The sequence below is a fragment of the Synechococcus sp. UW105 genome, assembly GCF_900473935.1.
In the GTDB taxonomy this organism is placed as follows: Bacteria; Cyanobacteriota; Cyanobacteriia; order PCC-6307; family Cyanobiaceae; genus Synechococcus_C.
Genome location: NZ_UCNN01000013.1, coordinates 57,945 through 80,696, shown reverse-complemented (window position 1 = coordinate 80,696; position 22,752 = coordinate 57,945). Strand labels below are relative to the sequence as shown.

Sequence of the window (22,752 nt, the reverse complement as noted above, 5' to 3'; positions counted from 1 at the left end):
TTCTGTGGTGAGGAGATTGCCTGAGCCGTCGGTGGCGCCTGTTTGGGCAATGGTGATGCCGGCACTTTCGTTGTCGGTGTTTTTGACGGTGGTGGTGGCTGTTTCGCTGCCGGCGTAGCCGCCTGTATTGGATGCAGTGGCGGTGAGTGTGGTGGTGATGTCGCCATCGTCGAGGCTGTCGTCGACGCCGGTGACGGTGATGGATTGGGGTGTATTCCAGTTGGCGTTGGTGAACGTCAGCGTTGAGGCGCTGAGGGAGTGCTCTGTGCTGTCAGCACCGGTGAGGTTGACGGTGACATTGGCTGTGGGCTGGGCATCAAGAACAACGGTGAATGTGGATGTATTGCCAGTTTCTGTGGTGAGGAGATTGCCTGAGCCGTCGGTGGTGCCGGTCTGGGCAATGGTGAGACCACTGGCTGCAAAAACTTTCGCGTATCCAGAATCTTTACCTGCACTGCCATCATGAAACTGTGACCCGATAGCAACACTTTTTCCGTCGCCACTTAGGCTTATTCCACTTCCACCAACTGCACCACTCGCGCGATCGCCTGCTGATTCTCCCTCAAGGTTTGAACCAACTTTTGACCAGGTGTTGCTGCTGCTCTGATAGTCATAGATTCTGATCCGACCAGCGTTGTCGCCAACTACACCATCGGCCCACTGAGCACCTATCGCTACCCGTTGTCCGTTTGCAGATAGGCTGACGGATCCACCAAACTGTTGGCCAGCGGCATTGCCGTCAATATCTGCCCCCAGCCGCACTTTGCTAGACCCACTAATGTCATAGACACGAACATGGCCTTTACTATTACTATGCTTAGGTGCTCCAATTGCAATGATATTTCCGTCGTCTGATAGAGAGATTGAGCTTCCGGCTTTATCTCGCTTTGCAGCCCCAACGATGGTGAATTTAAGCGTCCAGTTGCTGCCAGTTTTGTCGTAAACCCTGATGCGACCCATGTCGTTCTTACTGGAGTCGTATCCAGGCGATCCGATTGCGATTCGGGTTCCATCTTGTGATATTGCGACAGATGAGCCGCAATACTCTTTTCGCTGAGTGCCTTTAATGTTGTTGCCGATTCGCGCCCAACTTGTCCCATTCCATGTATAGATGCCTGCGTAACCTCTTCCCGAGTTGTGTTTTATTGCCCCAACAATGACTGTACTTCCGTCGCCCGATAGTGCTAATTGTGCTCCTAGGCGCACGCCGGTTACGCCAGGAATTGGATCGCCTAGCCTGACCCAGCTGCCTCCAGTTAGCTCGTAAATCGAGGCCGTGCCGGAGAGGTTGCCTCCGTCGTCATCTCTAGGCGCACCAATGGCAAGTCTTGTTCCGTCGTCTGAGAGGCTTACCTCGGCACCAAAAAAATCTTGCTTCCTGCCCCCATCGATGATTTCAATTTCTTCCCACTCATTGTTATTGTCTAACGTATAAGTTGCAACACTTCCTTGGTTTTTGCTCCGAGTGCGATCTCCCCAGCTTCCAACAGCTAGAACGCTTCCGTCGGCTGAGAGGCTAACTGAATCACCGCATCTGGCACCGCTGATTCTGCCTTCGATTTCGTCGTCAATTTGAATCCATGCCAAATCACCTTGCCAGGTATGGAGTTGACTATTTTCAATTAGTTCAGAAAGCTGGCGAGTGCCTCCATCTTGATTGGACGTCTTAATTGCTTCTTTGTTGATGCTGTTTTGGCTTGCGAAGACCTCGGCTCCGGTGACCTCTTTGAATAGGTCAATGAAGTCTTGATTGCGGCCGATCTGGCAGCACCACAGCACTACGGTGCTGATCTGCCAATGGGCTAGTTCGCTGGCATGGCGCAACAAGGCGGCTTGATCGATCCACTGGTCAGCCACCTGAATCCCTTGGCTGTTGCCATGTGCCAGGAGGTGGAGTTCTTTGGCTGGTGTGCCTTGTTGGCGTCGTTCTTTGAGCGCCTCTGTGATCGTGGCTAGAGGGTTGGCTGTCGCCTCAAGTTGAATCGTGACCGTTGCTGCTTCAGGCCGAAGGGCTGGAAGCTCAAGGTCAGGGGCGACGACAATGATTGTCGGGTGGCTCTGTTGCTCTTGATGGCACTGCGAATTGGCCTCTGAGGACCGGTCCTCAGAGGCTTTGATGGATGGAGTTGCTTTGGTGCTGTAAAGAGGCAACTCTCCGCAGAGTCTCAGACCTATTCTTTTCGGTTTCCAGCCCTCTTGCATGGAGTGAAGAGCCCGATCGTGCGCGATTTGGTTGTGAATCGGCTTATTTGGCGTCCGCAGAGTCATGGCCCTGGATCGTTTGTTGAGGCTGCTCGCCGAAGGCCTCGCTGTAGCGGCGTGTGAAATGGCTTTGGCTTGTAAAGCCATAGTGCTGCGCCACCTGTTTGATTCCCTTGAGACCGAGTTGATTGCGTTTGTTTGGCTTCAGCAGCAGCTCGCGTACGCCGTCGAGGCGGACGGCACGCTGCACCTCCAGTGGTGTGCGGTTGAAATGCTCCTTGCATCCCTTGAACAGGGATGTTCGCGATTGGTACAACAGCTCACTGAGGGCATCGACCGTGATGCTTTGGCAAGGGTTGGTCTGGCACCAATGCAGCACTTCGATCGCTGCTGTGTGGCGGGCTTGGCGCTTTTTGATGGCTCTTGTTTCAGCCTCTTCGTTTTCAAAGCAGTTGATGACTGCACTGATTAATTGCTCGGCTGTGCTTGGGTCAAGCGTTTGAGGCAGGCTGTCGTGCAGGCCCAGATCGGCTGCTCTGTTGAAGAGAACCTACATGGCCACAAGCTTTGTAGGGGAACTGGGGATTCTTCTAATCGGTGGCCAGTATCAACGGATCGGTATCGCCGTTGCACTTAATAAGCAGGCTCGTGTCCTCGTGTCAGATGAGTTCACTTGTGCTTTTGGTAAAGAAGCTGAACAGGCCGACATGGAGTCAATTGGCCCGCTAAGTTAAGATCTTGTTCCTATCACGTTTGCGCATCAGCTGAACAGTTTCTTTCGCTAGTAATTTGTTACTAAAGCACTAATACGGAATGGAAGAAGTTAAAGTATCGCTTGCGCAGAGCGCCATTTCTCGATTTTTGCATCATTCTGTATTATGAAGGCAGTTATCCTTGCCGGCGGCCTCGGCACTCGCATTAGCGAAGAAACAAGCATTAAGCCAAAGCCAATGGTGGAAATTGGTGGGCGACCGATTCTTTGGCACATCCTCAAGATTTTTAGTTCTCATGGTATTAATGAGTTTGTTATCTGCTGTGGATATAAGGGCTATGTAATTAAGGAGTATTTCGCTAATTACTTCTTGCATATGAGCGATGTGACTTTTCATATGCGCAAGAACTCCATGCAGGTACACCACAAAAAGGCGGAGCCCTGGGAGGTCACTCTGGTGGATACGGGTGAAACGACCATGACCGGCGGCAGACTGAAGCGGGTCCGTGATTATATTCGCAATGAGTCCTTTTGTTTTACCTACGGCGATGGCGTGGCGAATGTGGACATAACGGCCCTGATTGCCCACCACAATGCTCATGGTCGGCTGGGAACCGTGACGGCCATCCAGCCTCCCGGTCGTTTCGGGATATTAAAGTTCGGCGAGAGCGCCTCAGTGAGTGGCTTTCAGGAGAAGCCTCAGGGCGAAAGTGGTTGGATTAATGGCGGCTTCTTTGTGCTGGAGCCGGAGGTGATCGATCGCATCGATGGGGATGCCACTACCTGGGAGCAGGAACCTCTCCGCGGCCTGGCGGCTGATGGCCAGCTCACCTACTACCAGCACACCGGCTTCTGGCACCCTATGGATACGTTGCGTGATCGACAGCACCTCGAGGGACTCTGGGCTAGTGCCAAGGCTCCCTGGAAGGTGTGGTGATGCCCGACCCAATTTTCTGGGCTGGCCGCCGGGTGCTGCTCACGGGCCACACAGGCTTCAAGGGCAGCTGGCTGCTGCTCTGGCTGCAGCAGCTAGGCGCTCAGGTGTGGACCTTCGCTAAGGATCCGGAACCTTCCCCCAGCCTGTTTCGCTATCTCGCGCATGATCGCCCAGCCGGAGATGGTTGGCATCATCAGATCGGAGATTTGGCTGACCTGGAGGCCCTAAAAGCTTTGGTAACCCAGGCGCAGCCTGAGGTAGTGCTTCATCTCGCTGCCCAGCCCTTGGTGCGCCGCAGTTATGAGGATCCCCTTGGCACATGGGCGACTAATGTCATGGGCAGCCTTCATTTGCTGGAGGCTTTGCGTCCCCTTGATCATCTCTGTGCAGTGGTGATGATCACCACTGACAAGGTCTATGAGAACAGGGAATGGGCTTACGGCTACCGCGAGCTCGATCGCCTCGGAGGGCACGACCCGTATAGCGCCAGCAAGGCGGGCGCGGAGATCGCTATAGCGAGCTGGCGCTCCAGCTTCTGCGGCTCGGCTGCCCACCAGACGCCCCATCTGCACATTGCCACGGCTCGGGCGGGCAATGTGATCGGCGGTGGTGATTGGGCCGCCGATCGGATTGTTCCCGATGCCATGCGTTCCTTAGCCAGAGGTGAGGACATCCCGGTGCGCAACTCCAGCGCAACGAGGCCATGGCAGCACGTGATCGAGCCTTTGGGTGGTTACCTACGGCTGGCAGAAGCCCTGGCCTCTGATCCAGCTCCACCCTGCGAAGCTTTCAACTTCGGGCCGAGCCTCGCCAGTAACCGCTCCGTGGGCGAATTGGTAGACGCAATACTGGAGCACTGGCATGGAGCTTGGCTGGACCAGAGTGACCCCACAGCACCCCACGAGGCCCATTTGCTCCACCTGCAGATCGATAAAGCCCATCACCGCCTGGGCTGGAAACCCCGTTGGGACTTCACCACCACCCTGGCTTGCACCGTGGGTTGGTATCGCGCTGTGCACGAGGGGGCCAGCCCTCTGGAGTGTTGCCTGGCGGATCTAAATGCTTACACCCAAAATTCACAACAGCCCTATGAGTGATCCCCAGGCCCTGAAGCAAGAGATCCTGCGCCTCACCCGCGAGTACTCCCGCCAGGTGCACGGACCCTTCCGCCCGGCGTCAGATCCGGAGCGCAAGCCTTGGAAGGCAGGAACCACGATCCCTTACGCCGCTAGGGTGTTCATGGAAGACGAGGTGGAGGCTGCGGTGAGCAGCACCCTTGATTTCTGGCTTACGTTGGGTTCAGAAGGCGCAGCGATGGAGAAGGAGCTGGCGGCTTTTCTGGGTGTCCGCCACAGCTTGCTGGTGAATTCTGGCTCCAGCGCAAACTTGGTTGCGATCTCGGCGCTCACCTCCGGCAAGCTTCCAGATACTCGCCGGATTAAGCCGGGCGATGAAGTAATCACCGTGGCGGCGGGCTTCCCTACAACGGTGGCCCCAATCGTGCAAGTGGGTGCCGTGCCGGTGTTCATCGATGCTGATCCGATCACTGGTAATGCACGATGCGGACAGCTAGAGGCTGCTTACAAAGAGGGTAAGACTAAGGCCGTGATGATGGCCCACGCCCTGGGCAACCCCTTCGATTTGGCCGTGACTCTGTCCTTCTGTCGCAAATACGACTTGTGGCTGGTGGAGGACAATTGCGATGCCCTGGGCTGTTGTTATTCGATGCCCAGGCCATTGGCCGAAAGCTTGGGCTTCTCCGAGAACAGCCCCGGTCTCGATGAAGGGCCTGATCGTGTGGTGCGATGGACAGGCACCTGGGGCGATATCAGCACGCAAAGTTTCTATCCGCCGCATCACCTCACGATGGGTGAGGGCGGCGCGGTCAACATCGTGCGCCATCAAAAGCTTAAGGTCGTGGCCGAGAGCTTCCGGGACTGGGGCCGAGACTGTTGGTGCCCTAGTGGCATCGACAACACATGTAATAAGCGCTTTGGCTGGCAATTGGGTGAACTGCCAGAGGGTTATGACCATAAGTACACCTACAGCCATCTTGGCTTCAACCTCAAGCCGTTGGATCCTCAAGCGGCAATCGGCAGGGTGCAGCTGCGTCGGCTTCCCGAGTTCATCAAAGCTCGCAAGCAGAATTGGGACACCTTGCGGCGGGGCCTTGCCGTACACGGAGATCTACTCGAATTCTCCCTGCCCACTCATGCAACTGCTTGGAATCCCGAGTACGGGTTCTCCTGGGATGCAACGGGGTGTCGCACGGATTGCTCCTGGTTTGGCTTCAAGATTGGGGTGAGGCCAGGCGCTCCGTTCACTCGCACGGCTCTGGCGCAAGAGTTGGACCGCAACCTGATCGGCAACCGCATGCTGTTCGGCGGTAACCTTCTGCGTCAGCCAGCTCTGGCCCAGCTGCGCCAGGATCACCCAGAGGCCGTTCGGGTGGTGGGCGAGATGGATGGAGCTGACGCGATTATGAATTCCACATTATTTCTTGGAACCTATCCTGGCCTGACAAGCTCTATGCTTGGCAAGATGTTGGATGTAATCGTCAGCTATTGCAATTCAATGTCTTGTGATGCTACTTGATTTAACCATTATTGAGTTAACTTGATAAATCCATTCTCCTCTAATCGCAAAAAGTCTTTTGGGTGGTCTGATTTTTCAGACATGCATTAAAGCCTCGCTTCACTTTGCTCCAGCTGTGTAGTGACATTTTGCTAGGTCCCATGCCAATATCGTGGATGCAATGTATTTAGGTCGCATTTGTTTTGCTCTCGAGGTGCTTAAAGGTTGGCAATGTGGCGGAAGCTGATTTGTTGGCATGATATATAATGCTGCATATGCTACATGTTTTTGGAGGATTGGTTTTTCTGATCTAATTCTTGCAATGCTCCAAATCTTCTTCAATAAAGTCCTATGCATTCTTTTTTCATCACCTAAGTCACATGACATCGTCTTCTTTGAGTATTTCCAAGTCAATCAGAGAATTGTCTCTTCGCCTTGTCCATAAGGCTAAGGCATCGCACATAGGCAGTGCGCTCTCCATAGCAGATCTGTTGGCTGTCATGATCAGTGACGCTGACATATTAAATTTATCCAACCCCGATGATCCCAATCGTGATCGCCTCCTTTTGAGTAAAGGCCACGCATGCGTGGCCCTTTATAGTGCTTTATGCATCAAAGGGTTCTTTGATGTTCATGAATTAATGAGTTATGGAGAAGACTTTTCCCCCTTCATGAATCATGCATCTCACTACGTCCCGGGAGTTGAAATTTCTACTGGTGCACTAGGTCACGCCCTTTCTATAGGATGCGGTAAGGCTATCGCTGCAAGATCTAGGAAAGAAAATTGGCATATTTATACCATACTAAGTGATGGCGAGATGCAGGAGGGCAGCAATTGGGAAGCACTTATGTTCGCTGCACATCATTCACTGAAAAACCTAACAATTATTATTGACTGCAATAATCTACAGAGTCTCACAACCGTTGAAGAAACACTCTCTTTATCTCCGCTTGATGATAAGCTAGTCTCATTTGGGTGGGCCGTAACTACAGTGAATGGTCATTGTCATGATAGTTTGCGCGAAACACTTTTAGAAGCCAAGAAGAGTGATTCTCCTCACGCAATCATTATGAATACAATCAAAGGCAAAGGCATTTCATTTATGGAAGGTAAAGTTGAATGGCATTACAAATCCCCCACCAATGCTGATCTTGAAAAAGCTATTTCGGAGATCTACGGACAATGAGAAGTGCATTTATCAAATGGTTAGTGAATAAAAGCCAGGCTGATAAAAGAATACATTTGCTAACGGGTGATCTTGGATATTCTGTTGTTGAATCATTTCAGTCAGTTTTTCCTGACCGTTTCATCAATGTCGGGGTAGCCGAACAGAATATGACTGGTATCGCAGCGGGCCTGACTTCGGAGAAGTTATTAGCTTATACATACTCGATTGGAATTTTCCCAACATTTAGATGTGCTGAACAGATCCGCAATGATATAGATTATCATAATTTACCAGTTGTCACTTGCACTGTTGGATCAGGTGTCGCGTATGGAAGTCTTGGATATAGTCATCATGCCATTCAAGACATTAGTTTAATGAGAGCATTACCTAATATGGTGATTGCTACTCCCTGCGATCCTGCACAAGTAATCGATATCCTGGAATGGCATTATAATAATCCATGTCCTATGTACCTTCGGCTTCACAAATCAGGAGAAGGGTCCCTTAGGCGAGAGAACTGCTCATTAGGTCTCGGTCTTATTCAGCAAATATATCCAACACCAGGTGATTTTTCGCACAGCTTTTCCAGAGATATCTGTGTGCTGGTAGTTGGCTTTACGGCTGAAAAAGTATCCATAATAGTTAATAATCATGCACCACATATACCCATATTCTCAGTTCCCTTATGGGGTTGCTCTGCCAAAAATAATTTTATTGATGAACTAAATGAGTTTAAAACAATAATCACAGTCGAAGATCATGTCCTTGAGGGCGGCTTTGGTGCTTATGTGATGGAATCATTAGCGACTGCTCGGCTGAATAAAACAGTAATTCCCATTACTCTAGAGAGTGATGTCGTTGGTAAAGTCGCGAAAGAAGAGATACTCCTAGCACCATTGTTCAGACAATTGCAACAAACCCTTCTAAGTTTAGTTCAAGGGTGAGAGTAGTAGTCCAACATGCATTTAACTAATCTATTAGATCTCAGAGAATCTCTAGCTATCTCCTCTCCCCCGATTATTGTTGTTACGGGAGCTACTGGTTGGGTGGGGAGAACCTTTCTCCATGAGTTGCAGAAACTCATCCCCGCAGACTTATTTAACTCCAAGGTCATTGCATTTGCTTCTAAAGAGAGGTTAATTTTTTCATCTGCATATGATATAGAACACCAAATTAAGGTCCCCATCTATGCTCTTGCTGACATCAATGCGCATATATCAAATAAGAACATTGTCTTGTTTCATGCAGCGTTCCTCACTAAAGACAGGATTCATGCATATGGAGAAGAGGATTTTGTGTCTATTAATAAGTTAATTACAGAAACTATTTGTAATTCTGTCTTGGTTGCAAAAACTGTTCGTATTGCGGCTATTTCCTCAGGTGCTGCTGCTGAGTGCGAAAAGCGTGAGGAAGATAATCTCTCCAGTTCGCTAGATGTATATGGATTTCTCAAGCTGCAAGAGGAAATGGTGCTTGCGAGAATGGCTTCTACGCAAGTATTCAGAATCTATGCTCTTTCTGGGAGGTTCATTCGCGATCCAGGTTCGTTTGCATTGGGAGACTTCTTGCTATGTGCATTGCAAAATGAACAAATTCGTGTTCGCTCATCAGCTCCAGTTATTAGGGGTTATGCCAATGCTTCCGATGTTGTACGATGCGCCATAAGTTGGATCTTTTCAAATGATGAGGGCTTGCCGCCAATAGCATCGGTAAATGAAATTAGTACTCTACAGAATCTAGCTTCCCTTGTTTCAATGATCTACGGTTTGCAATCCCCGCTGGTCCCTGAGCTGGAGGGTAAACCAAATTCATACAGTTCTAGTCCCGTGCACTTTAGGAGTTTTTGTCGCACTTATGGAATACATCCTATGCCTATGCCAGACCAAATCCTCGATACTGCAATCGGAGTGCGGCCTCTTGTTTCAAAACTCTGGTAATACACGCTCAAAAGGTTTTATCTATACTTTATCTTTCGAGGTTGGTTAAATCTAATGAAGTCGCCTGTTGGCTTTGTGAAATAAATCATTCCAGCGGTGTTATGTTCTTCACATTTTAGTGTTTAGAAACCTACCAGCATGCTGTAAAGCCCTGTGAACTGCGTCGACTCTTGCTTTTGCAAATACTTTCGCCCGTACAATCTTGGACTTTATGCCAACATGCTTTCACTTCTGACCAGTCGACGGACACAGGGGTGAGTGTATGACAGAAGCTAGTAAGTGTAACGAGCGAAGACGTATCTTACTTCCTATGGATTCAGGACCTATTGGACCTATTCAGTGTCCGTGACATCATCTGCTGATAAAAACCTTAGGGTCGCTGCTCCCCGAAATTGCTTAAAAGACTGCTTGGTTAGCTTGATCTTGCCGTTTCATCTGCCTCCTGCTGAGTTGACAACTTGTACTTTTAGTGATTCTATTAATGGAGACGCGCCCTTTATCCTTCCTTGTGGCCAGCGATTCATTTGAACTAGTTATTCTTACTAGAGATAGGCCTGAGCTCCTAAAAAAAACTGTCTATTCGGCACTGAAACAGACGTGCCCAATTCCATTTAAAATAATAATCTCCGATAACTCTGTTTGCGAGGAAACACAAATAATCGTTAATGAGCTATGGCCACAAATTGAGTATAGGAGATTTCATGATCTTCCGGCAGCTGTTCATTTTAGCTCTGCAATTAAATTATGTGCCTCAACGTATTTAATGCTCTTTCATGATGATGATATTTTCCTGGATAATTGCATTTGGTCTATGATCAATGCAATTCAGGCTAACCCAGGTTTTTCCGCTGTTGCTTGTAATGCCAGGCTCATCTCCGATCAATCGCTTACAAGGCTGACTATGTTCAGGGCTAAGCGCAATGATCGACTGCTCTCTATCTGTAGCCAGCGTCACCTTATAGCTCGTTATATCGACAGTGCAAAGGGGTCTATCTGTCCTTTCCCCTCGTACATTTATAGGAGTTCATGTATCGATTCTTCTTTGCTTGATTATGCATCAAGTGTTGCCGGAAAGCATTGGGATCTTGTCTTTCTTCTTTCCGTTTTAAATCGTGCTCCTTTCTTATGGATTTCTCGTCCACTTGTTGCATATAGGATCCACAATGGTCAAGATAGTTTTACTCATAATGTAAAAGACTGGATGTCTCTCATGCGGCATTTGTATTCTGTTTATGATTTACCTAGGCGCTCTCTTGTTACGTTGAACTATAAGGCTAACTTTTACAGGAAAGCCCTTCGCCTTCGCCCTTTTGATATCTTTTCAAGGGGGGTTTCTCGGCGAACAGTGCTTGCTCGGATGTCTTTTCTGTTGATATGCAAAAGGCTATTGCTAGACCCTAGGTATCTTTGTTCTGTCATTTCAGTGTATTTAAACCGCCTTTTCCTTTAGATGGAAAGCGTGTTTGTTTTGTCCCCCATTTATTCTTTGTTTCTTGCTTCAGAAGCCCTTAACTGTTGAGGCATGTCCTCTTTGATTTTTTATTCCAGTCCTCAAATAAGTCTCTATATGTATTGTCTACCCTTTGAAGTTTTCTAAATGAGGGGTCTAGGTGTCTCCATGGCTTTGGGCTATTGGCTAGAAGTGTAAATAGTTTCTTCGATGTTGACTCCTCTTGGATTGGTTGATTCGGATAAAATATCCTCTCTTTGATGTCTCATGTAATTATTTTTTCTTCGTGCGAGGCGCCACTCTTGCATGCTTTTGATAGTAGTTACTGAAGATAGATCCTTAGATCGGGAACCTTCCAGGAATTTAAGCATCCAGGTTGATCTGCAATCGAGGAATGTTGTGACTATCCCCAATTGGGTAACGCCCGCATGCGAATCGAGTATGTGTTTGGCTGATTCAACTAGTCAGCCGGTCTGAGTAAACTCAAAGTCCGAGGCAGATCTGAGGTTGGAGTCGTGTTATTTTTTGTATGTGTACGCCCACAAACTGAGCTGCACACCAACCTGCTTCCACAATTACTATCAAGACACCTCTTGCCTCCCTTATCTGCCTTTTAATCCGTCTCTTAGGGATCAGCCTCAACCCCAACTTCTGTTTATAGTCAGTTGCCAGAAGCATCTCCAAACTCAAGGGGGATTTAGAAGTACGAAGCATTGCTAAAGGATGTGAATACCTGGCATCATTTCCAACGGGAAGTGCCTCCCTTCGGTGAAAGCTTGATTCAAGGTCTCGACAAGAGTTGAGGGATGGCTTCCACGTGGCAATTGCTACAAGGTTGTGATTTTGAACATCACCGCCTGCATCCCGGTCTGAATCGACTCCCATCCGGACATACTCACCAAGTTCTTTAATGGGTTCGCAGAATGTCAATCCCACCAGCGTCATTTCCCCACTAGAAATAGGGGACTTGATTAAGCTAGGTATCCCAAATCCAGTCCCAGTACTTGATACCCCAGCACTTTTGCAGACTTTGGACCGGGGCTTTTGGGGTGGTGTACAGGCTGGTTAGCAAATGCTCAATCGCATGAAAGGCATGGCCGTCGTGAGCATCGGTAGAAAACACCCCCAGCATTCTGCCAGTGCAGATCAAGGCTTCATATGGGCTTCGGCCCCCCCTTGGGAGGCATCATCCAAGTGATTCAGTGCTGTGGCTGATCTCGCGATCCTTTGCTATACAAGTGATCAGGTAGCTTTCCTGGAACTGGCTGCGCATTTAGCAGTGCAGTATCTTATAATTTAAATTGAATTTAAGGAGATACTAGTTCCTTTCTACCTTAAGTTCCCGTAAAATGGCTTCTGGGTGCGCAATGTATTTGCCTGGATTAGCATCGCCTTCTACTATTGCTATCCTACAATCTGCCTAATTACTATCACCATAGCCATTAACCTAGTAGGTCTGATCGATTGTCACGCACAGTACAGCGGAGTAGATTTTCCCCTTGGTAATGAAGTCGAAACTCGCCCGCCCGCGTTGGATCTAGCCTTTTATAGTCTTCTCCTCGCAGATCAGGCCAGATGTTTAGTGTAGGACCACTTCTCTAGGCCCACTGCTTTAATGTTGGTTGGCTAAATAGCAGCTCTTTCACACTTCGGTAGCGTCTCAGGATTATCAACACTGCCACAAGCAACAGGTACAAAGCGGTAATCTTCACCACAACCCTCAACTGGGCCTCAGCTATTGTCCTGACCTCGTTGCTTTGATCTATATCGTTTGTACTAGGCATTTTTGTGTACAAGGAGGAGGCTTCCCCGAAGACTCTTCCCAATTCTTGCAACAATGGCAAGAGAATCTTTTCCAGCTTTGAAGCAGCCCCGCCCTTGATGGTGAGCCTGACGTCAGCAACGGACGAGTTTCAGCCAAGTTCTCCAATGTAGTGTGGGCAATTTTTGCCAGATAAACTGGCGACACATGTTCCTCCTATCGTAGTCTTAATAATCGCACTAACCGTCTTTGATCGGCATTAACATCAGCTTATAATCTCAAAGAGAGCTTTAAGCTCACTTTATTGGTTTTCCAGACAACTCTTTTTCTGGAACAGGATGCATGGATTCTATTATGCTGCATATGGCTATATGTCTATGCAGGGAATACGGCCTCAATCCTCCTTCTCTTCCTTCTCAGCTGCAATGTCAAATTCTTTTAAGCGCTCTTTGAAGCATGTCTTTAAAGCTTTCTTACTAGCGACCACTCGTAATCCTGGGGTTAATATTACCTTCACTGGCGGCTTTGGTGCTCAGATAATCAGTTCATCAATATACCATTTCCTCCGTCAAAATAATTTTAATGTTTTTGCAGAATTTTCATACTTTGCTCAAGATACTCATATCAATCCTGGAAATTCTTGCGATGGCCTCAGTCAATTTCCTTGGCAGCTTGATGCTTTTGATATTTCATGTGAACAGTTCAGGTCAAGCACCCTAAGTCCATTTCGAGCTCTGACTATTGAGGACGGTAGCATTAAGCAGAGTCTTTTTTTGAAGTCTATGATGCATGCGCCAACTGTTAAGTTCTTCAGAGAGAAAATTGATAATTATAATTCTATTGGCTGCCATTCTGCAAGCTTTTCTTCAGGTTACACTTGCGTTCACATGAGGAGAGGCGATTACCTTTCAGTTTCTTCACATGTAGTGTCGGATGAGACGTATATATCTTTTTTGTCTACAAACCTCGTCGATAAGGCACTTCCGTTGGTGATTCTAAGTGACTCGCCAATATCTGATTGGTTTATATCACGTGTCAAACTGTTAGGATTTGATCAAGTCCATTCAATTGTAGGCGATTCCCCGGCCGATGCCTTCAAAATAATGTATGCCTCCACAATTCTCTTGTGTTCTAATAGTCAATTTAGTTTTGCTGCTGGCTTGCTTTCGAAGTCAGCGACAGTCTTTGTTCCCTCAAAATGGTTTAATTACGATACTAATCTGCGGCATTCTTCCATGGCTGCGCAGAATTTATATCAACTTGATAAGACTATGCAACAGGGATGTTCCTTCTCTCATTGGAATGGTGTGCTTCGGGACATTCAAGATGCTAATATCAATTGCCTTTTGAGGTCTAGTCTTTCATTCTGACACTTCGCTTCTATCTTCTTTTATCCACTCAATAGACCCAACTCATAATCATTCTGAATCTTTCCTCATTTAGTGCTATTGACTTCGCAAAAAGGTAATGGTGCTTTTCTTGAGTTGTTTGGGTTTTGAAGTTTAAGCAATGTTATTGTCTAATGTGCATGAAAATTCCAGGACAAGAGCTTTGATCCTTCTTCATCATCCTGACTTTAAGCCTAACTTCTTGGTTTTTTCAGGTCTCTATCAATCTGTAATTGACATTGCCTTTAAGGCTGCTAAATCTAACAATATTCTTCCTGGTGAGCACTTGTATCACTTGTCCAGTTTTTTTAATGACCTCCTAAAGCTTGGTTTTGTTGAGTCAGATAATATACCAGCTGGTATTAATCCATTATTGGTTTTGATTGATGCGCCACCTCGTAGACACCTAGAGTCTCTTCTCGACTGCTTTAAGCCAAGAAAAATTATAATGTTACTAGCCGAGCATCCTGAGCACCAGCCTTCCTCATTGAAAGACTGTATAGGTATATCTGATCTCCTAATACATCCATATGTGATTCCTTCGCATTACTCGGTTAATTCTTCAATAAAATCAGCAACATATTTTGTTTACAAGGAAATACCCGACACAACCTCAGCAAGTATCCCTCATGACAACAATTTCCAATTTGATGATTCTCTTGCATTCGATGCCTCCATTATGTGCTCCCATTTACTCAAGGGGCATCCCTCATTGTACGCCTTTAGGCGACATCTGATTAATCTTTCTACAAGACTATTTGCAGATAAATTTGCCCATTATGGCAGATATTGGCATGAAAAGAGAAAATTATTAAGTCTACCAAGGACAGCTAGTCCTATTGGGTTGGCTAGATCAATTCGGAATTTTCGAGATGTTCTGCTTTATTCGAGTCCGCAATGTGACTTGTCTCGTTATCTCGGATCTCCAGCATCTAAAGCTGTTCTGCTCAATTGCAAAACCTCTTTTTGTGTAGAGAACTATCTGACACCTTCTGGTTACACAACTGAAAAGGCACTCGAGCCTCTGTCATATGGATGCATGCCGATTTATGTTGGCGGCCAACGCGACAACTGGATTAGTCCGTTTTTAGAGGTGATTAGCCCAGATTGTTTGTCGTTGGCCTCAAGGGTAATCAGCTATTCTAAATATAACACCCATGAGCTTTTTGATTCCGTGTCCATGATTAGAAAATCAATCAACGATTATTTGGCAGATAGCAGAAACACAAGTCTATGCTTTCTTTATGATAATATAGTGGCTCAAATATTGTGATCATTTGCTGATTTCCCTTGTCTTTTAATTTTAAAACGTGGCATTTGCTTAATCCGTAATACTTTTCCAGTTGCCTCTTTGCTTCAATCTGCCACTTATCGTTTATGTGTGAATCATCTCTCTATGGCTATCGCGCTCGATTAGGTCTTTGATAATTCTTGTTTTTGCCAAGGCTGATAATCGTTAACACTTGTCTAATGGATTGGCGCGCTGCTTTGTTTGACGGCGTTATGTCATAGGATGTTCATCCATGGCAAGTGAGGAGTTAGCCTATTGCTCCGTAATTCTGCTTATTGCGACTTGATCCTCGCCAGCCTCAACAGCACTTTTCAGATTTGATCTGATGTTTAGTTTCGCTTCTAAGAGCATCTGTTGTTTCCAATAAGGTTGTCTGTTCATGCATGAGGTGGGGTTGATCTTTGCTCACAAGCTATCGCTTAGGCATGTTGATTTATCTTTATACGGCTTTGCCCAGATGGCTTCTGTTGCATCTTCAAACTGGTCTCATGGCCTTTTGCATTACTTTTGTCGTGGTAACGCCTCCTGCCTGATCGGCTGATCTCGATCTCCGCTGCACGCAGCCTTGCCTCAAAGGGATAAAATTTGAATTGGCTGTCTAGGGATAAGATAAGGATCTCTGGGTTGTAGCTACACCCAAAAGTCGTCCCCAGGCGATCGAGAATCTAGGCACAAGTGCGTTTCATGGCTATTGAAGCGTGTATCGCAGAGTGCTTTCATGGAGAATAGATCCACGTTAGTTATTCGTTCGAAAATTCTTTCTGCAGGTGGACATGCATGATGTAGTTCGTCCTGATCCGATCTAGCATTCCAACTTCATGGAGATTCACTAAGCATGTAATTGCTATGATAACTCGTCTGTTCCTATGCTGAGGTGGTTCTGGTCGATAAGAATTCCATTCATTTGACAAAGATATTTCTTTCGATCAGGCTTTATAGGAATCCCCTTTTTGTCCTTCTATTCCACCCTCTAGTGCTTACTGCTCTGTTCTGATTTCAGTAAGATTGCAGTAGTCTGGGACATTGTTCGGAGAGTAGATTCAAGAATGGGTGTTGACTGGTAGTAGAGCGTTGGTCTGGTTCTGCCGATCATCGAATATACTGTCGCAACTCGGCTCGCCCTGGCCGCGATCGATTTGCTTTTGCATGCACTATTAGTTTCAGGCCGCTGAGTTGTTTTATTGAATTTAGTTTTCTCTACCTGCCCCGGCGATTGCGAGCAAATGTGTCTCCTCTTTTGCTCCGCAAACACGTCTATGTAGTGCAGTAGAATGTAGCTCGTTTTCTGGCTGTCAATGATTTTGAGAAATCGCATCAGGTTGGCTCCAGCATCCTATGGATTGTGATCTCCTTGGTTGATTTTGCAGGCGACAACTGATGGCTAGATGAGCGATTTTTACCCCAGCATTATTGTTGAGGAAGCTTGCCGAAGGCCACGCTGTAGCGGCGTGTGAAATGGCTATGGCTTGTAAAGCCATAGTGCTGCGCTACCTGTTTGATTCCCTTGAGGCCGAGTTGATCGCGTTTGTTTGGCTTCAGCAGCAGATCGCGCACGCAGTCGAGGCGGACGGCACGCTGCACTTCCAGTGGTGTGCGGTTGAAATGTTCCTTGCATCCCTTGAACAGGGACGTTCGCGATTGGTACAACAGCTCACTGAGGGCATTGACCGTGATGCTTTGGTAAGGGTTGGTATGGCACCAATGCAGCACTTCGATCGCTGCTGTGTGGCGGGCTTGGCGCTTTTTGATGGCTCTTGTTTCAGCCTCTTCGTCTTTAAAGCAGTTGATCACTGCACTGAGTAATCGCTCGGCTGTGCTTGGGTCGGTTGTTTTTCCCTCTTCCTTGATCAAGGTCTCGATTTGATCGCGAAGTTGCTTCGAATGATCTGCCCGCAATTCGAGCTGATTGGTGTTTTGCCACCGTTGCAGAGTGAGTGAGCCCCTTTGTTGGGGATGACGCTTTAGCAGCTCGTCTTTGGCGATGACCAACGTGCATAGCCGGCTGCCTGCAGGCAGGCGTAGATCGAAATCGCTGAGCTGGATGTTGTAGCCCATCAGCCCCGGCCAAGGCATCACCACGCCTTGAGCGCGATAGGCATCGTGCGGGAGTGGGTTGTTCAGCGGTATGGCCAGGGTCCAGGCTTGTGGCTTGCGTTGGCCGCTGAGAAACAAGCTTTGGTTGGTTTCGAGCAGGGTGCAGCGAAAAGTGCCGAAGTTGAAAATCTGCAGTTTCCCTAGTAGCCGGCCTTCGCTTAATTGCAAGGCGGCGAGGTTGGGTGAAAGGGGCTGAAACAGCTCCTTCAGCTCAGCGCAGCTCAGGAAAGGGGCCTCCAAAACCTTCACCGTGAGCCATCAAGGAATCAGAACGTCAAGGTACTTTTATGGCCCTTGCGTCACTTTGGCGATGTGTTTTTGTTCACGCGTCAGCGATTGATAGCTTTGCGGCGGTTGCTGGGGCTCAGTGTGGCTTCGAAGATTCGAATGGCGACCTGGCGGAGCCGATGTTGCCCCCTCGGCAGGATGCGGGTGGTTTTATGCAGAAGCTTGAGCCAACTGGCCACGTAATTGCGATGGGCTTGAGGGCTGAGGAACCAACGGGCCAGGTATGACGAGCCAACGCCCAACAGCAGGATGCGGCCAATCCACATGCTCCAACCTCAGGCTTAAGCCGCCAGGTTGCGGAAGCGGGTGAACTGCGGTTCGAACAGCAGCTTCACCGTGCCAACGGGGCCGTTGCGGTGTTTGGTCACGATCACCTCAGTGATGCCTCGGTCTGGAGTTTCCGGGTTGTAGTACTCGTCGCGATAGATCATTAGCACCAGGTCGGCGTCTTGCTCAATCGAGCCTGATTCGCGCAGATCACTGAGCATCGGGCGCTTGTTCGTGCGTGATTCCACGCCCCGGCTGAGCTGGGAGAGGGCGATTACTGGCACGTTCAGTTCTCGGGCCATGCCTTTGAGGGCTCTTGTGATTCTCGAGATTTCCTGCACGCGGTTGTCTGGGCTGGAGCCCTCCATCAGCTGGAGGTAGTCGATCACCACCAGACCCAGCTCTTTGCCTTGTTCAGCCATCAGTCGCCGGCAGAGCGAGCGCATTTCCAGAACGCCGGAGTTGGGTTTGTCGTCGATGAAGATCGGCAGCTGGCCAAGGGTGTTGATGCCTTGGCCGAGCAGCGGCCATTCCTCTTGCTGCAGGCGGCCGGTGCGTAATCGGCCTGCTTCAATCCCTACCTCCATCGACAAGAGCCTGTAGGTGAGCTGCTCCTTGCTCATCTCCAGGCTGAATACGCAGACCGGCAGGTCGTGGAGCTGGGCCACGTTTTTGGCCAGGTTGAGCACGATGGATGTTTTGCCCATGGCAGGGCGGCCGGCTACGATGATCAGATCGCTGCGTTGCAGGCCCTGGGTCATGGCATCCAGGTCGTAAAAGTTGACCGGGATCCCTGCCACGGAGGTGCCGAGGGAACGGCTCTCGATTTCGTTGAAGGTGCTGGTGAGGATCTCAGCCGTTGGGGTGAGGCCCTTGGAGGGCTTCTCCTGGCTGATGGCGAAGATCGTTTGTTCTGCCTTGTCGAGCACCTGTTCCATCGGCAGGCTTTGGTCGAAGCCCAGCTGAATCACTTCATTGCCGGAGCGGATCAGTTGGCGGCGCAGGAACTTATCCATGACGAGGCGTGCCACCTGCTCGATCGAGGCGGTGGAGGCCACCCGCTCCACCAGCTCAACCAAGCGGGCGCTGCCTCCCACCTTGTCGAGGGCGCCCGTGTCGGCCAGCCATGCCGTCATGGCGGTGAGGTCGGTGGGTTTGCCCTGGCTGTGGAGCATCACCGCCGTGCGGAAGATCTCCCGGTGGGCATTCAGATAAAAGGCCTCGGGTTGCAGCACATCGGCCACGCGGCCGATGGCATCCGGGTCAAGCAGGATTCCACCCAAGACTGCTTCCTCTGCCTCAACGTTTTGAGGTGGTACGGAGTCGGGCAGGGCCTCGAAATTGGGCTCATCGCGTTGGCGTGATTTGCCGAAGCCACGGCGACCGCCTTCGGTGGACTCGCCGCCGGGTTCAGACAAGGGGGCGGTCACCATGGCGGTTGGCCAATCAAAAGCGAAAACCCACTCTGGCGCACTTGAGAGCATGCAACAGAGTGGGATGTGACGGCCTGATGTGATTCAGACCTCGGTGAGGCTCAGTAGCTGACCACTTCCAGGTTGATCTCAGCGGTGACTTCGCTGTGCAGCTTCACCTGCACTTTGTAGTTACCAGTGCGATGAATGTCGGGCACGGTGATGTCGCGACGATCCACTTCCTTCTTGGTGGCGGTTTCAATTGCTTCGGCCACGTCACCGTTGGTGACCGTTCCGAACAGCACATCGTCATCACCGGTCTGCTTCTTAACGGTGAAGCGTCCGATGGTGTCAAGGGCGGTGCGGAAGGCCACGGCGTCTTGCTTGAGGGCAGCCTGACGCTCGGCCTCCTTGGCGCGACGGTGCTCCACCTGCTTCATCACGGCAGGCGTCACGGGTACGGCCTTGCCGAAGGGAAGGAGGAAGTTGCGGGCATAGCCGGGAGCTACTTCCACCATGTCTCCGTCCCGGCCGAGGCTGAGAACGTCCTCATTCAGAACGACTTGTACGCGCTTGGCCATGGGATCGATCCGTTACAGCGTCTATTGAGCGATCGGCAACTTTACGACGTGACCGGCAGGCGAATTTGGCTGGCCAGTCCGAGCGTTCGCATCAGTCGGATGTGTTCCCAGGTGAGGTCAATCTGCCCGGGCTGAAGACCGTGACGGGCGGAATGGGGAAAGGCGTGATGGTTGTTGTGCCAGCCCTCGCCGAAGGTCAAGGCGGCGACCCATTTGTTATTGCGGGACGCATCACCGCTCTCATAAGCCACGCTGCCCCAGCAGTGGGTGGCGGAATTGACCAACCAGGTGACGTGATACACGACCACCAGGCGCAGGGGAACTCCCCAGAGCACGAGGGCCCAGCCGCCGACGCCACTGATGTTGCCAATCCAGAACAGCAGCATCGCCAGGGGCAGTTGCAGCAGCAGGAAATTGGTGTTGAGCCAGCGGTAATAGGGATCGCTGCTGAGGTCGCCACTCAGGCGTGGCACCGCTTGCATGGCCGCAATGGGCTGGAACATCCATCCCATGTGACTCCACCAGAAGCCGCGGTGACTGTTGTGGTGATCAGCATCCGTATCGGAAAACTTGTGGTGGTGGCGATGCAGGCCAACCCAGTCGATGGGGCCGTGCTGACAGCTGAGGGCGCCGCAGGTGGCGAAGAAGCGCTCCAGCCAGGTTGGGACCCGGAAGGATCGATGTGACAGCAGACGGTGATAGCCAAGCGTCACGCCTAGGCAGGCGGTGATCCAGTAGAGAATCAACAAGCAGGTGACGGCTTGCCAGCTCCAGAAGCGGGGCAGCAAGGCCACAATCGACAGGGCGTGGATCGCGATCATGAATCCGATCGTTCCCCAGCGCTTTGCCTGATCAGGCTCAACGGCTTTGTGCCCCTTGCGGGGCTGTTGTAAGCGCTCTGCAAGCTTCAAAGCTTCGTGCGAAGCTGTAGGCCTGCTCGGAGGAGATGGCGTCGTGATCACACAGGATGTCATTGCTGATCCGATTGCTTTCTCCAAACTATAGGCGATAAGGATCCGTATCAAGTGACTGCTTCCAGTTCTGGGTCTGATTGTGTGACCAAGGGTTACCGGGAGCGACTGGAAGAAGGTCGCCGAGCCATGGCCCACCTTGTGCACGTCTGGCATGAGCGCAACGGCTGGTCCCACAAGGTGCTGCCAGCGTTGGCTGAGGCTCTTGATCTGGGCCGGGTGCACAACTCTCAGATCTCAAATCTCCGCAACGGCAAGTTGGCAGCGCCAGGCCCCGAGGTGTTTTTGGCTCTTGGTCAGGCCAATGCCGTTCTCTTGGAAGGGCTCGATCCGATTCGTGAGCACCTTCAGGAGGTGCATCCCGAGTTGTTGCAAGTGCTGGCTGATGGTCATGCTCCCTTGGTGAACGGCACTGGTCAGCCTCTCGGTGCCGGTGCTTTGTTCGAGATTTTTGTAGGGCTGGCGCCATTGCCGCCTGGCTTTGATTGGCGGATTGACGCCGAGGAGGCCTCGGCTCTCAGCGCAGCTCTGGCTGACCAGCTCTGCGCTGCTCGTAGCTGGCGTTTCTGCCGCGATCAAGTGATGGCCGCTTACCCGGTGAGTAAGAGCCAGCGACGGGAACGCTTTGCGGCAGTGATGGCTGGTATGCGGGATTACAGCTCCGATGAGCTCGATGGCGAATTACTGGATCTCTATGCCACTTATCAGGAGCTTGGCGGATCTGGCCGTCACGGCGCGGAGGGGTTTCTGGCTCAGCTGCGTTCGCGCGCCAAGCAGCTTGAACCAGAAAGTCAGGCTGCTGTTTCGAAGGATTGAAGTTGCGCTAAGGAGACCTCTTCGAGTTCTCCCTCAGGGGGCATAGCGGGCCTGGCGTACCCGGCGGGTGAGGCCGAGGCGGCGCAATAGGCGAATGTGCATCCAGGTGATGTCAAATTCGAACCAGCGCAGGCCATGGCGCGCACTCGCCGGGTGGGCGTGATGGTTGTTATGCCATCCCTCACCGAAGGAGAGAATCGCCACCCACCAGCAGTTGCGTGACAGATCGGGGCAGTCGAAATTGCGGTAACCGAAGGCGTGGGTGGCCGAATTCACCAACCAGGTGACGTGGTAGACGACCACGAGGCGCAAGGGAATCGCCCACAGCACCAGGCCAAGGCCACCGCCATGCACCTGGGCTGCTTCTCCGTACCAGTAAAGGGCCAAACCCAGCGGTATCTGGGGGAGAAGGAACCAGCGATCGAGCCAGAAGTAAAAGGGATCGCTGAGCAGATCGCCAGCAAAGCGTTCCTTGTGTTCCAGGGCAGGAATCTCATGCAGCATCCACTCGCTGTGGCTCCACCAAAGCCCCCGACCGGCGTCGTGATGGTCGTTGGGCTGATCGGAAAATTTATGGTGATGGCGGTGCAAGGCCACCCAGTCGATCGGTCCGCTCTGGCAGGCCAAGGTGCCCATCAGCACAAGCACGCGTTCAAGCCAATGCGGCACCTCGAAGCTGCGATGCGCCACCAGACGGTGCAGCCCCAAGGTCACCCCTAACACCGTGGTCCAGTACAGAACTGCAAAGGCCACCACCGCTTGCCAGCTCCAGAACCGTGGCAACAGCGCCACTGTGGCCAGCACGTGCATTACCAGCATGAAGGAGGTGGTGCCGCTCTTGAGCTTGCGCTGCTTGCGCGGCAGCGGTTCTCGGGGGGCCATCAGTGCCGCGCGAATGCGC

Annotated in this window: 19 protein-coding genes; 11 read left to right on the top strand and 8 right to left on the bottom strand. The window is 50.5% G+C overall.

Annotated features, from left to right (window positions below; all coding sequences use genetic code 11):
• Nucleotides 1-2,202: DUF4347 domain-containing protein (locus DXY16_RS05385; RefSeq protein WP_170953855.1), on the bottom strand; the 2,202-nt coding region annotated here is incomplete at its 3' end.
• A gap of 43 nt (nt 2,203-2,245) precedes the next feature.
• Nucleotides 2,246-2,581: a helix-turn-helix transcriptional regulator gene (locus tag DXY16_RS05380; protein WP_170953854.1), complete on the bottom strand. Its 336-nt coding sequence runs from the start codon at nt 2,579-2,581 to the stop codon at nt 2,246-2,248.
• 175 nt (nt 2,582-2,756) lie between these two features.
• Between DXY16_RS05380 and DXY16_RS05375 the strand changes: the two genes are divergently transcribed.
• From DXY16_RS05375 to DXY16_RS14335, 10 genes are all read left to right on the top strand, one after another.
• A complete protein-coding gene (locus DXY16_RS05375; protein ID WP_115120216.1) occupies nt 2,757-2,936 on the top strand; it encodes a hypothetical protein in 180 nt (59 codons plus the stop codon).
• 144 nt (nt 2,937-3,080) lie between these two features.
• On the top strand, nt 3,081-3,851 hold the full coding sequence (gene rfbF, locus DXY16_RS05370; protein ID WP_115120213.1) for a glucose-1-phosphate cytidylyltransferase: 771 nt from the start codon (nt 3,081-3,083) through the stop codon (nt 3,849-3,851).
• Nucleotides 3,851-4,948, top strand: a complete 1,098-nt coding sequence (gene rfbG, locus DXY16_RS05365; protein ID WP_115120211.1) for a CDP-glucose 4,6-dehydratase — start codon at nt 3,851-3,853, stop codon at nt 4,946-4,948. The genes rfbF and rfbG overlap by 1 nt, the downstream gene beginning before the upstream one ends.
• Nucleotides 4,941-6,446: a lipopolysaccharide biosynthesis protein RfbH gene (rfbH, locus tag DXY16_RS05360; RefSeq protein WP_115120209.1), complete on the top strand. Its 1,506-nt coding sequence runs from the start codon at nt 4,941-4,943 to the stop codon at nt 6,444-6,446. The genes rfbG and rfbH overlap by 8 nt, the downstream gene beginning before the upstream one ends.
• Before the next feature lie 359 nt (nt 6,447-6,805).
• Nucleotides 6,806-7,612 (top strand): transketolase, encoded by an 807-nt coding sequence (locus tag DXY16_RS05355; protein WP_115120207.1) that lies wholly within the window; start codon nt 6,806-6,808, stop codon nt 7,610-7,612.
• The gene (locus tag DXY16_RS05350; RefSeq protein ID WP_115120205.1) at nt 7,609-8,538 is read left to right on the top strand and encodes a transketolase family protein; all 930 of its coding nucleotides are present in this window, start codon (nt 7,609-7,611) and stop codon (nt 8,536-8,538) included. Before DXY16_RS05355 ends, DXY16_RS05350 begins: the two co-directional genes overlap by 4 nt.
• Nucleotides 8,539-8,553: 15 nt before the next feature.
• On the top strand, nt 8,554-9,531 hold the full coding sequence (locus tag DXY16_RS05345; RefSeq protein ID WP_115120203.1) for an NAD-dependent epimerase/dehydratase family protein: 978 nt from the start codon (nt 8,554-8,556) through the stop codon (nt 9,529-9,531).
• A 481-nt stretch (nt 9,532-10,012) separates the two neighbouring features.
• On the top strand, nt 10,013-10,981 hold the full coding sequence (locus DXY16_RS15370; protein WP_115120201.1) for a glycosyltransferase: 969 nt from the start codon (nt 10,013-10,015) through the stop codon (nt 10,979-10,981).
• Between the two features lie 2,133 nt (nt 10,982-13,114).
• The gene (locus tag DXY16_RS05325) at nt 13,115-14,113 is read left to right on the top strand and encodes an alpha-1,2-fucosyltransferase (protein ID WP_170953853.1); all 999 of its coding nucleotides are present in this window, start codon (nt 13,115-13,117) and stop codon (nt 14,111-14,113) included.
• Nucleotides 14,114-14,294: 181 nt separating this feature from the next.
• On the top strand, nt 14,295-15,404 hold the full coding sequence (locus tag DXY16_RS14335) for a hypothetical protein (protein ID WP_206749547.1): 1,110 nt from the start codon (nt 14,295-14,297) through the stop codon (nt 15,402-15,404).
• A 1,425-nt stretch (nt 15,405-16,829) separates the two neighbouring features.
• Here the strand turns inward: DXY16_RS14335 and DXY16_RS05320 are convergent.
• The 5 genes from DXY16_RS05320 to DXY16_RS05300 form a co-directional block, all read right to left on the bottom strand.
• Entirely contained in the window at nt 16,830-17,765 is a 936-nt protein-coding gene (locus DXY16_RS05320; protein WP_115120192.1) for a helix-turn-helix transcriptional regulator, read from the bottom strand.
• Nucleotides 17,766-17,845: 80 nt separating this feature from the next.
• Nucleotides 17,846-18,070, bottom strand: a complete 225-nt coding sequence (locus DXY16_RS05315; protein ID WP_115120190.1) for a hypothetical protein — start codon at nt 18,068-18,070, stop codon at nt 17,846-17,848.
• 15 nt (nt 18,071-18,085) lie between these two features.
• Nucleotides 18,086-19,504 carry a replicative DNA helicase gene (gene dnaB, locus DXY16_RS05310; protein ID WP_115120233.1) on the bottom strand — a complete coding sequence of 473 codons (1,419 nt, stop codon included), beginning with the start codon at nt 19,502-19,504 and terminating at the stop codon, nt 18,086-18,088.
• A 101-nt stretch (nt 19,505-19,605) separates the two neighbouring features.
• On the bottom strand, nt 19,606-20,064 hold the full coding sequence (gene rplI / locus DXY16_RS05305) for a 50S ribosomal protein L9 (RefSeq protein WP_115120188.1): 459 nt from the start codon (nt 20,062-20,064) through the stop codon (nt 19,606-19,608).
• A 41-nt stretch (nt 20,065-20,105) separates the two neighbouring features.
• A complete protein-coding gene (locus DXY16_RS05300) occupies nt 20,106-21,038 on the bottom strand; it encodes a fatty acid desaturase (protein ID WP_115120186.1) in 933 nt (310 codons plus the stop codon).
• A gap of 81 nt (nt 21,039-21,119) precedes the next feature.
• Between DXY16_RS05300 and DXY16_RS05295 the strand changes: the two genes are divergently transcribed.
• Nucleotides 21,120-21,851, top strand: a complete 732-nt coding sequence (locus DXY16_RS05295) for a hypothetical protein (protein WP_115120184.1) — start codon at nt 21,120-21,122, stop codon at nt 21,849-21,851.
• Between the two features lie 33 nt (nt 21,852-21,884).
• Here the strand turns inward: DXY16_RS05295 and DXY16_RS05290 are convergent, their stop codons facing one another.
• The gene (locus tag DXY16_RS05290; protein ID WP_371410870.1) at nt 21,885-22,733 is read right to left on the bottom strand and encodes an acyl-CoA desaturase; all 849 of its coding nucleotides are present in this window, start codon (nt 22,731-22,733) and stop codon (nt 21,885-21,887) included.
• Between the last annotated feature and the right edge of the window lie 19 nt (nt 22,734-22,752).

Excerpts from the sequence above, each read along its gene's own strand:
- DXY16_RS05375 (WP_115120216.1), top strand. The coding sequence starts at position 2,757 with ATGGCCACAAGCTTTGTAGGGGAACTGGGGATTCTTCTAATCGGTGGC.
- rfbF (WP_115120213.1), top strand. The coding sequence starts at position 3,081 with ATGAAGGCAGTTATCCTTGCCGGCGGCCTCGGCACTCGCATTAGCGAA.
- rfbG (WP_115120211.1), top strand. The coding sequence starts at position 3,851 with ATGCCCGACCCAATTTTCTGGGCTGGCCGCCGGGTGCTGCTCACGGGC.
- rfbH (WP_115120209.1), top strand. The coding sequence starts at position 4,941 with ATGAGTGATCCCCAGGCCCTGAAGCAAGAGATCCTGCGCCTCACCCGC.
- DXY16_RS05355 (WP_115120207.1), top strand. The coding sequence starts at position 6,806 with ATGACATCGTCTTCTTTGAGTATTTCCAAGTCAATCAGAGAATTGTCT.
- DXY16_RS05350 (WP_115120205.1), top strand. The coding sequence starts at position 7,609 with ATGAGAAGTGCATTTATCAAATGGTTAGTGAATAAAAGCCAGGCTGAT.
- DXY16_RS05345 (WP_115120203.1), top strand. The coding sequence starts at position 8,554 with ATGCATTTAACTAATCTATTAGATCTCAGAGAATCTCTAGCTATCTCC.
- DXY16_RS15370 (WP_115120201.1), top strand. The coding sequence starts at position 10,013 with ATGGAGACGCGCCCTTTATCCTTCCTTGTGGCCAGCGATTCATTTGAA.
- DXY16_RS05325 (WP_170953853.1), top strand. The coding sequence starts at position 13,115 with ATGTCTATGCAGGGAATACGGCCTCAATCCTCCTTCTCTTCCTTCTCA.
- DXY16_RS05315 (WP_115120190.1), bottom strand. The coding sequence starts at position 18,070 with ATGTGGATTGGCCGCATCCTGCTGTTGGGCGTTGGCTCGTCATACCTG.
- dnaB (WP_115120233.1), bottom strand. The coding sequence starts at position 19,504 with ATGGTGACCGCCCCCTTGTCTGAACCCGGCGGCGAGTCCACCGAAGGC.
- rplI (WP_115120188.1), bottom strand. The coding sequence starts at position 20,064 with ATGGCCAAGCGCGTACAAGTCGTTCTGAATGAGGACGTTCTCAGCCTC.
- DXY16_RS05300 (WP_115120186.1), bottom strand. The coding sequence starts at position 21,038 with ATGACATCCTGTGTGATCACGACGCCATCTCCTCCGAGCAGGCCTACA.
- DXY16_RS05290 (WP_371410870.1), bottom strand. The coding sequence starts at position 22,733 with ATGGCCCCCCGAGAACCGCTGCCGCGCAAGCAGCGCAAGCTCAAGAGC.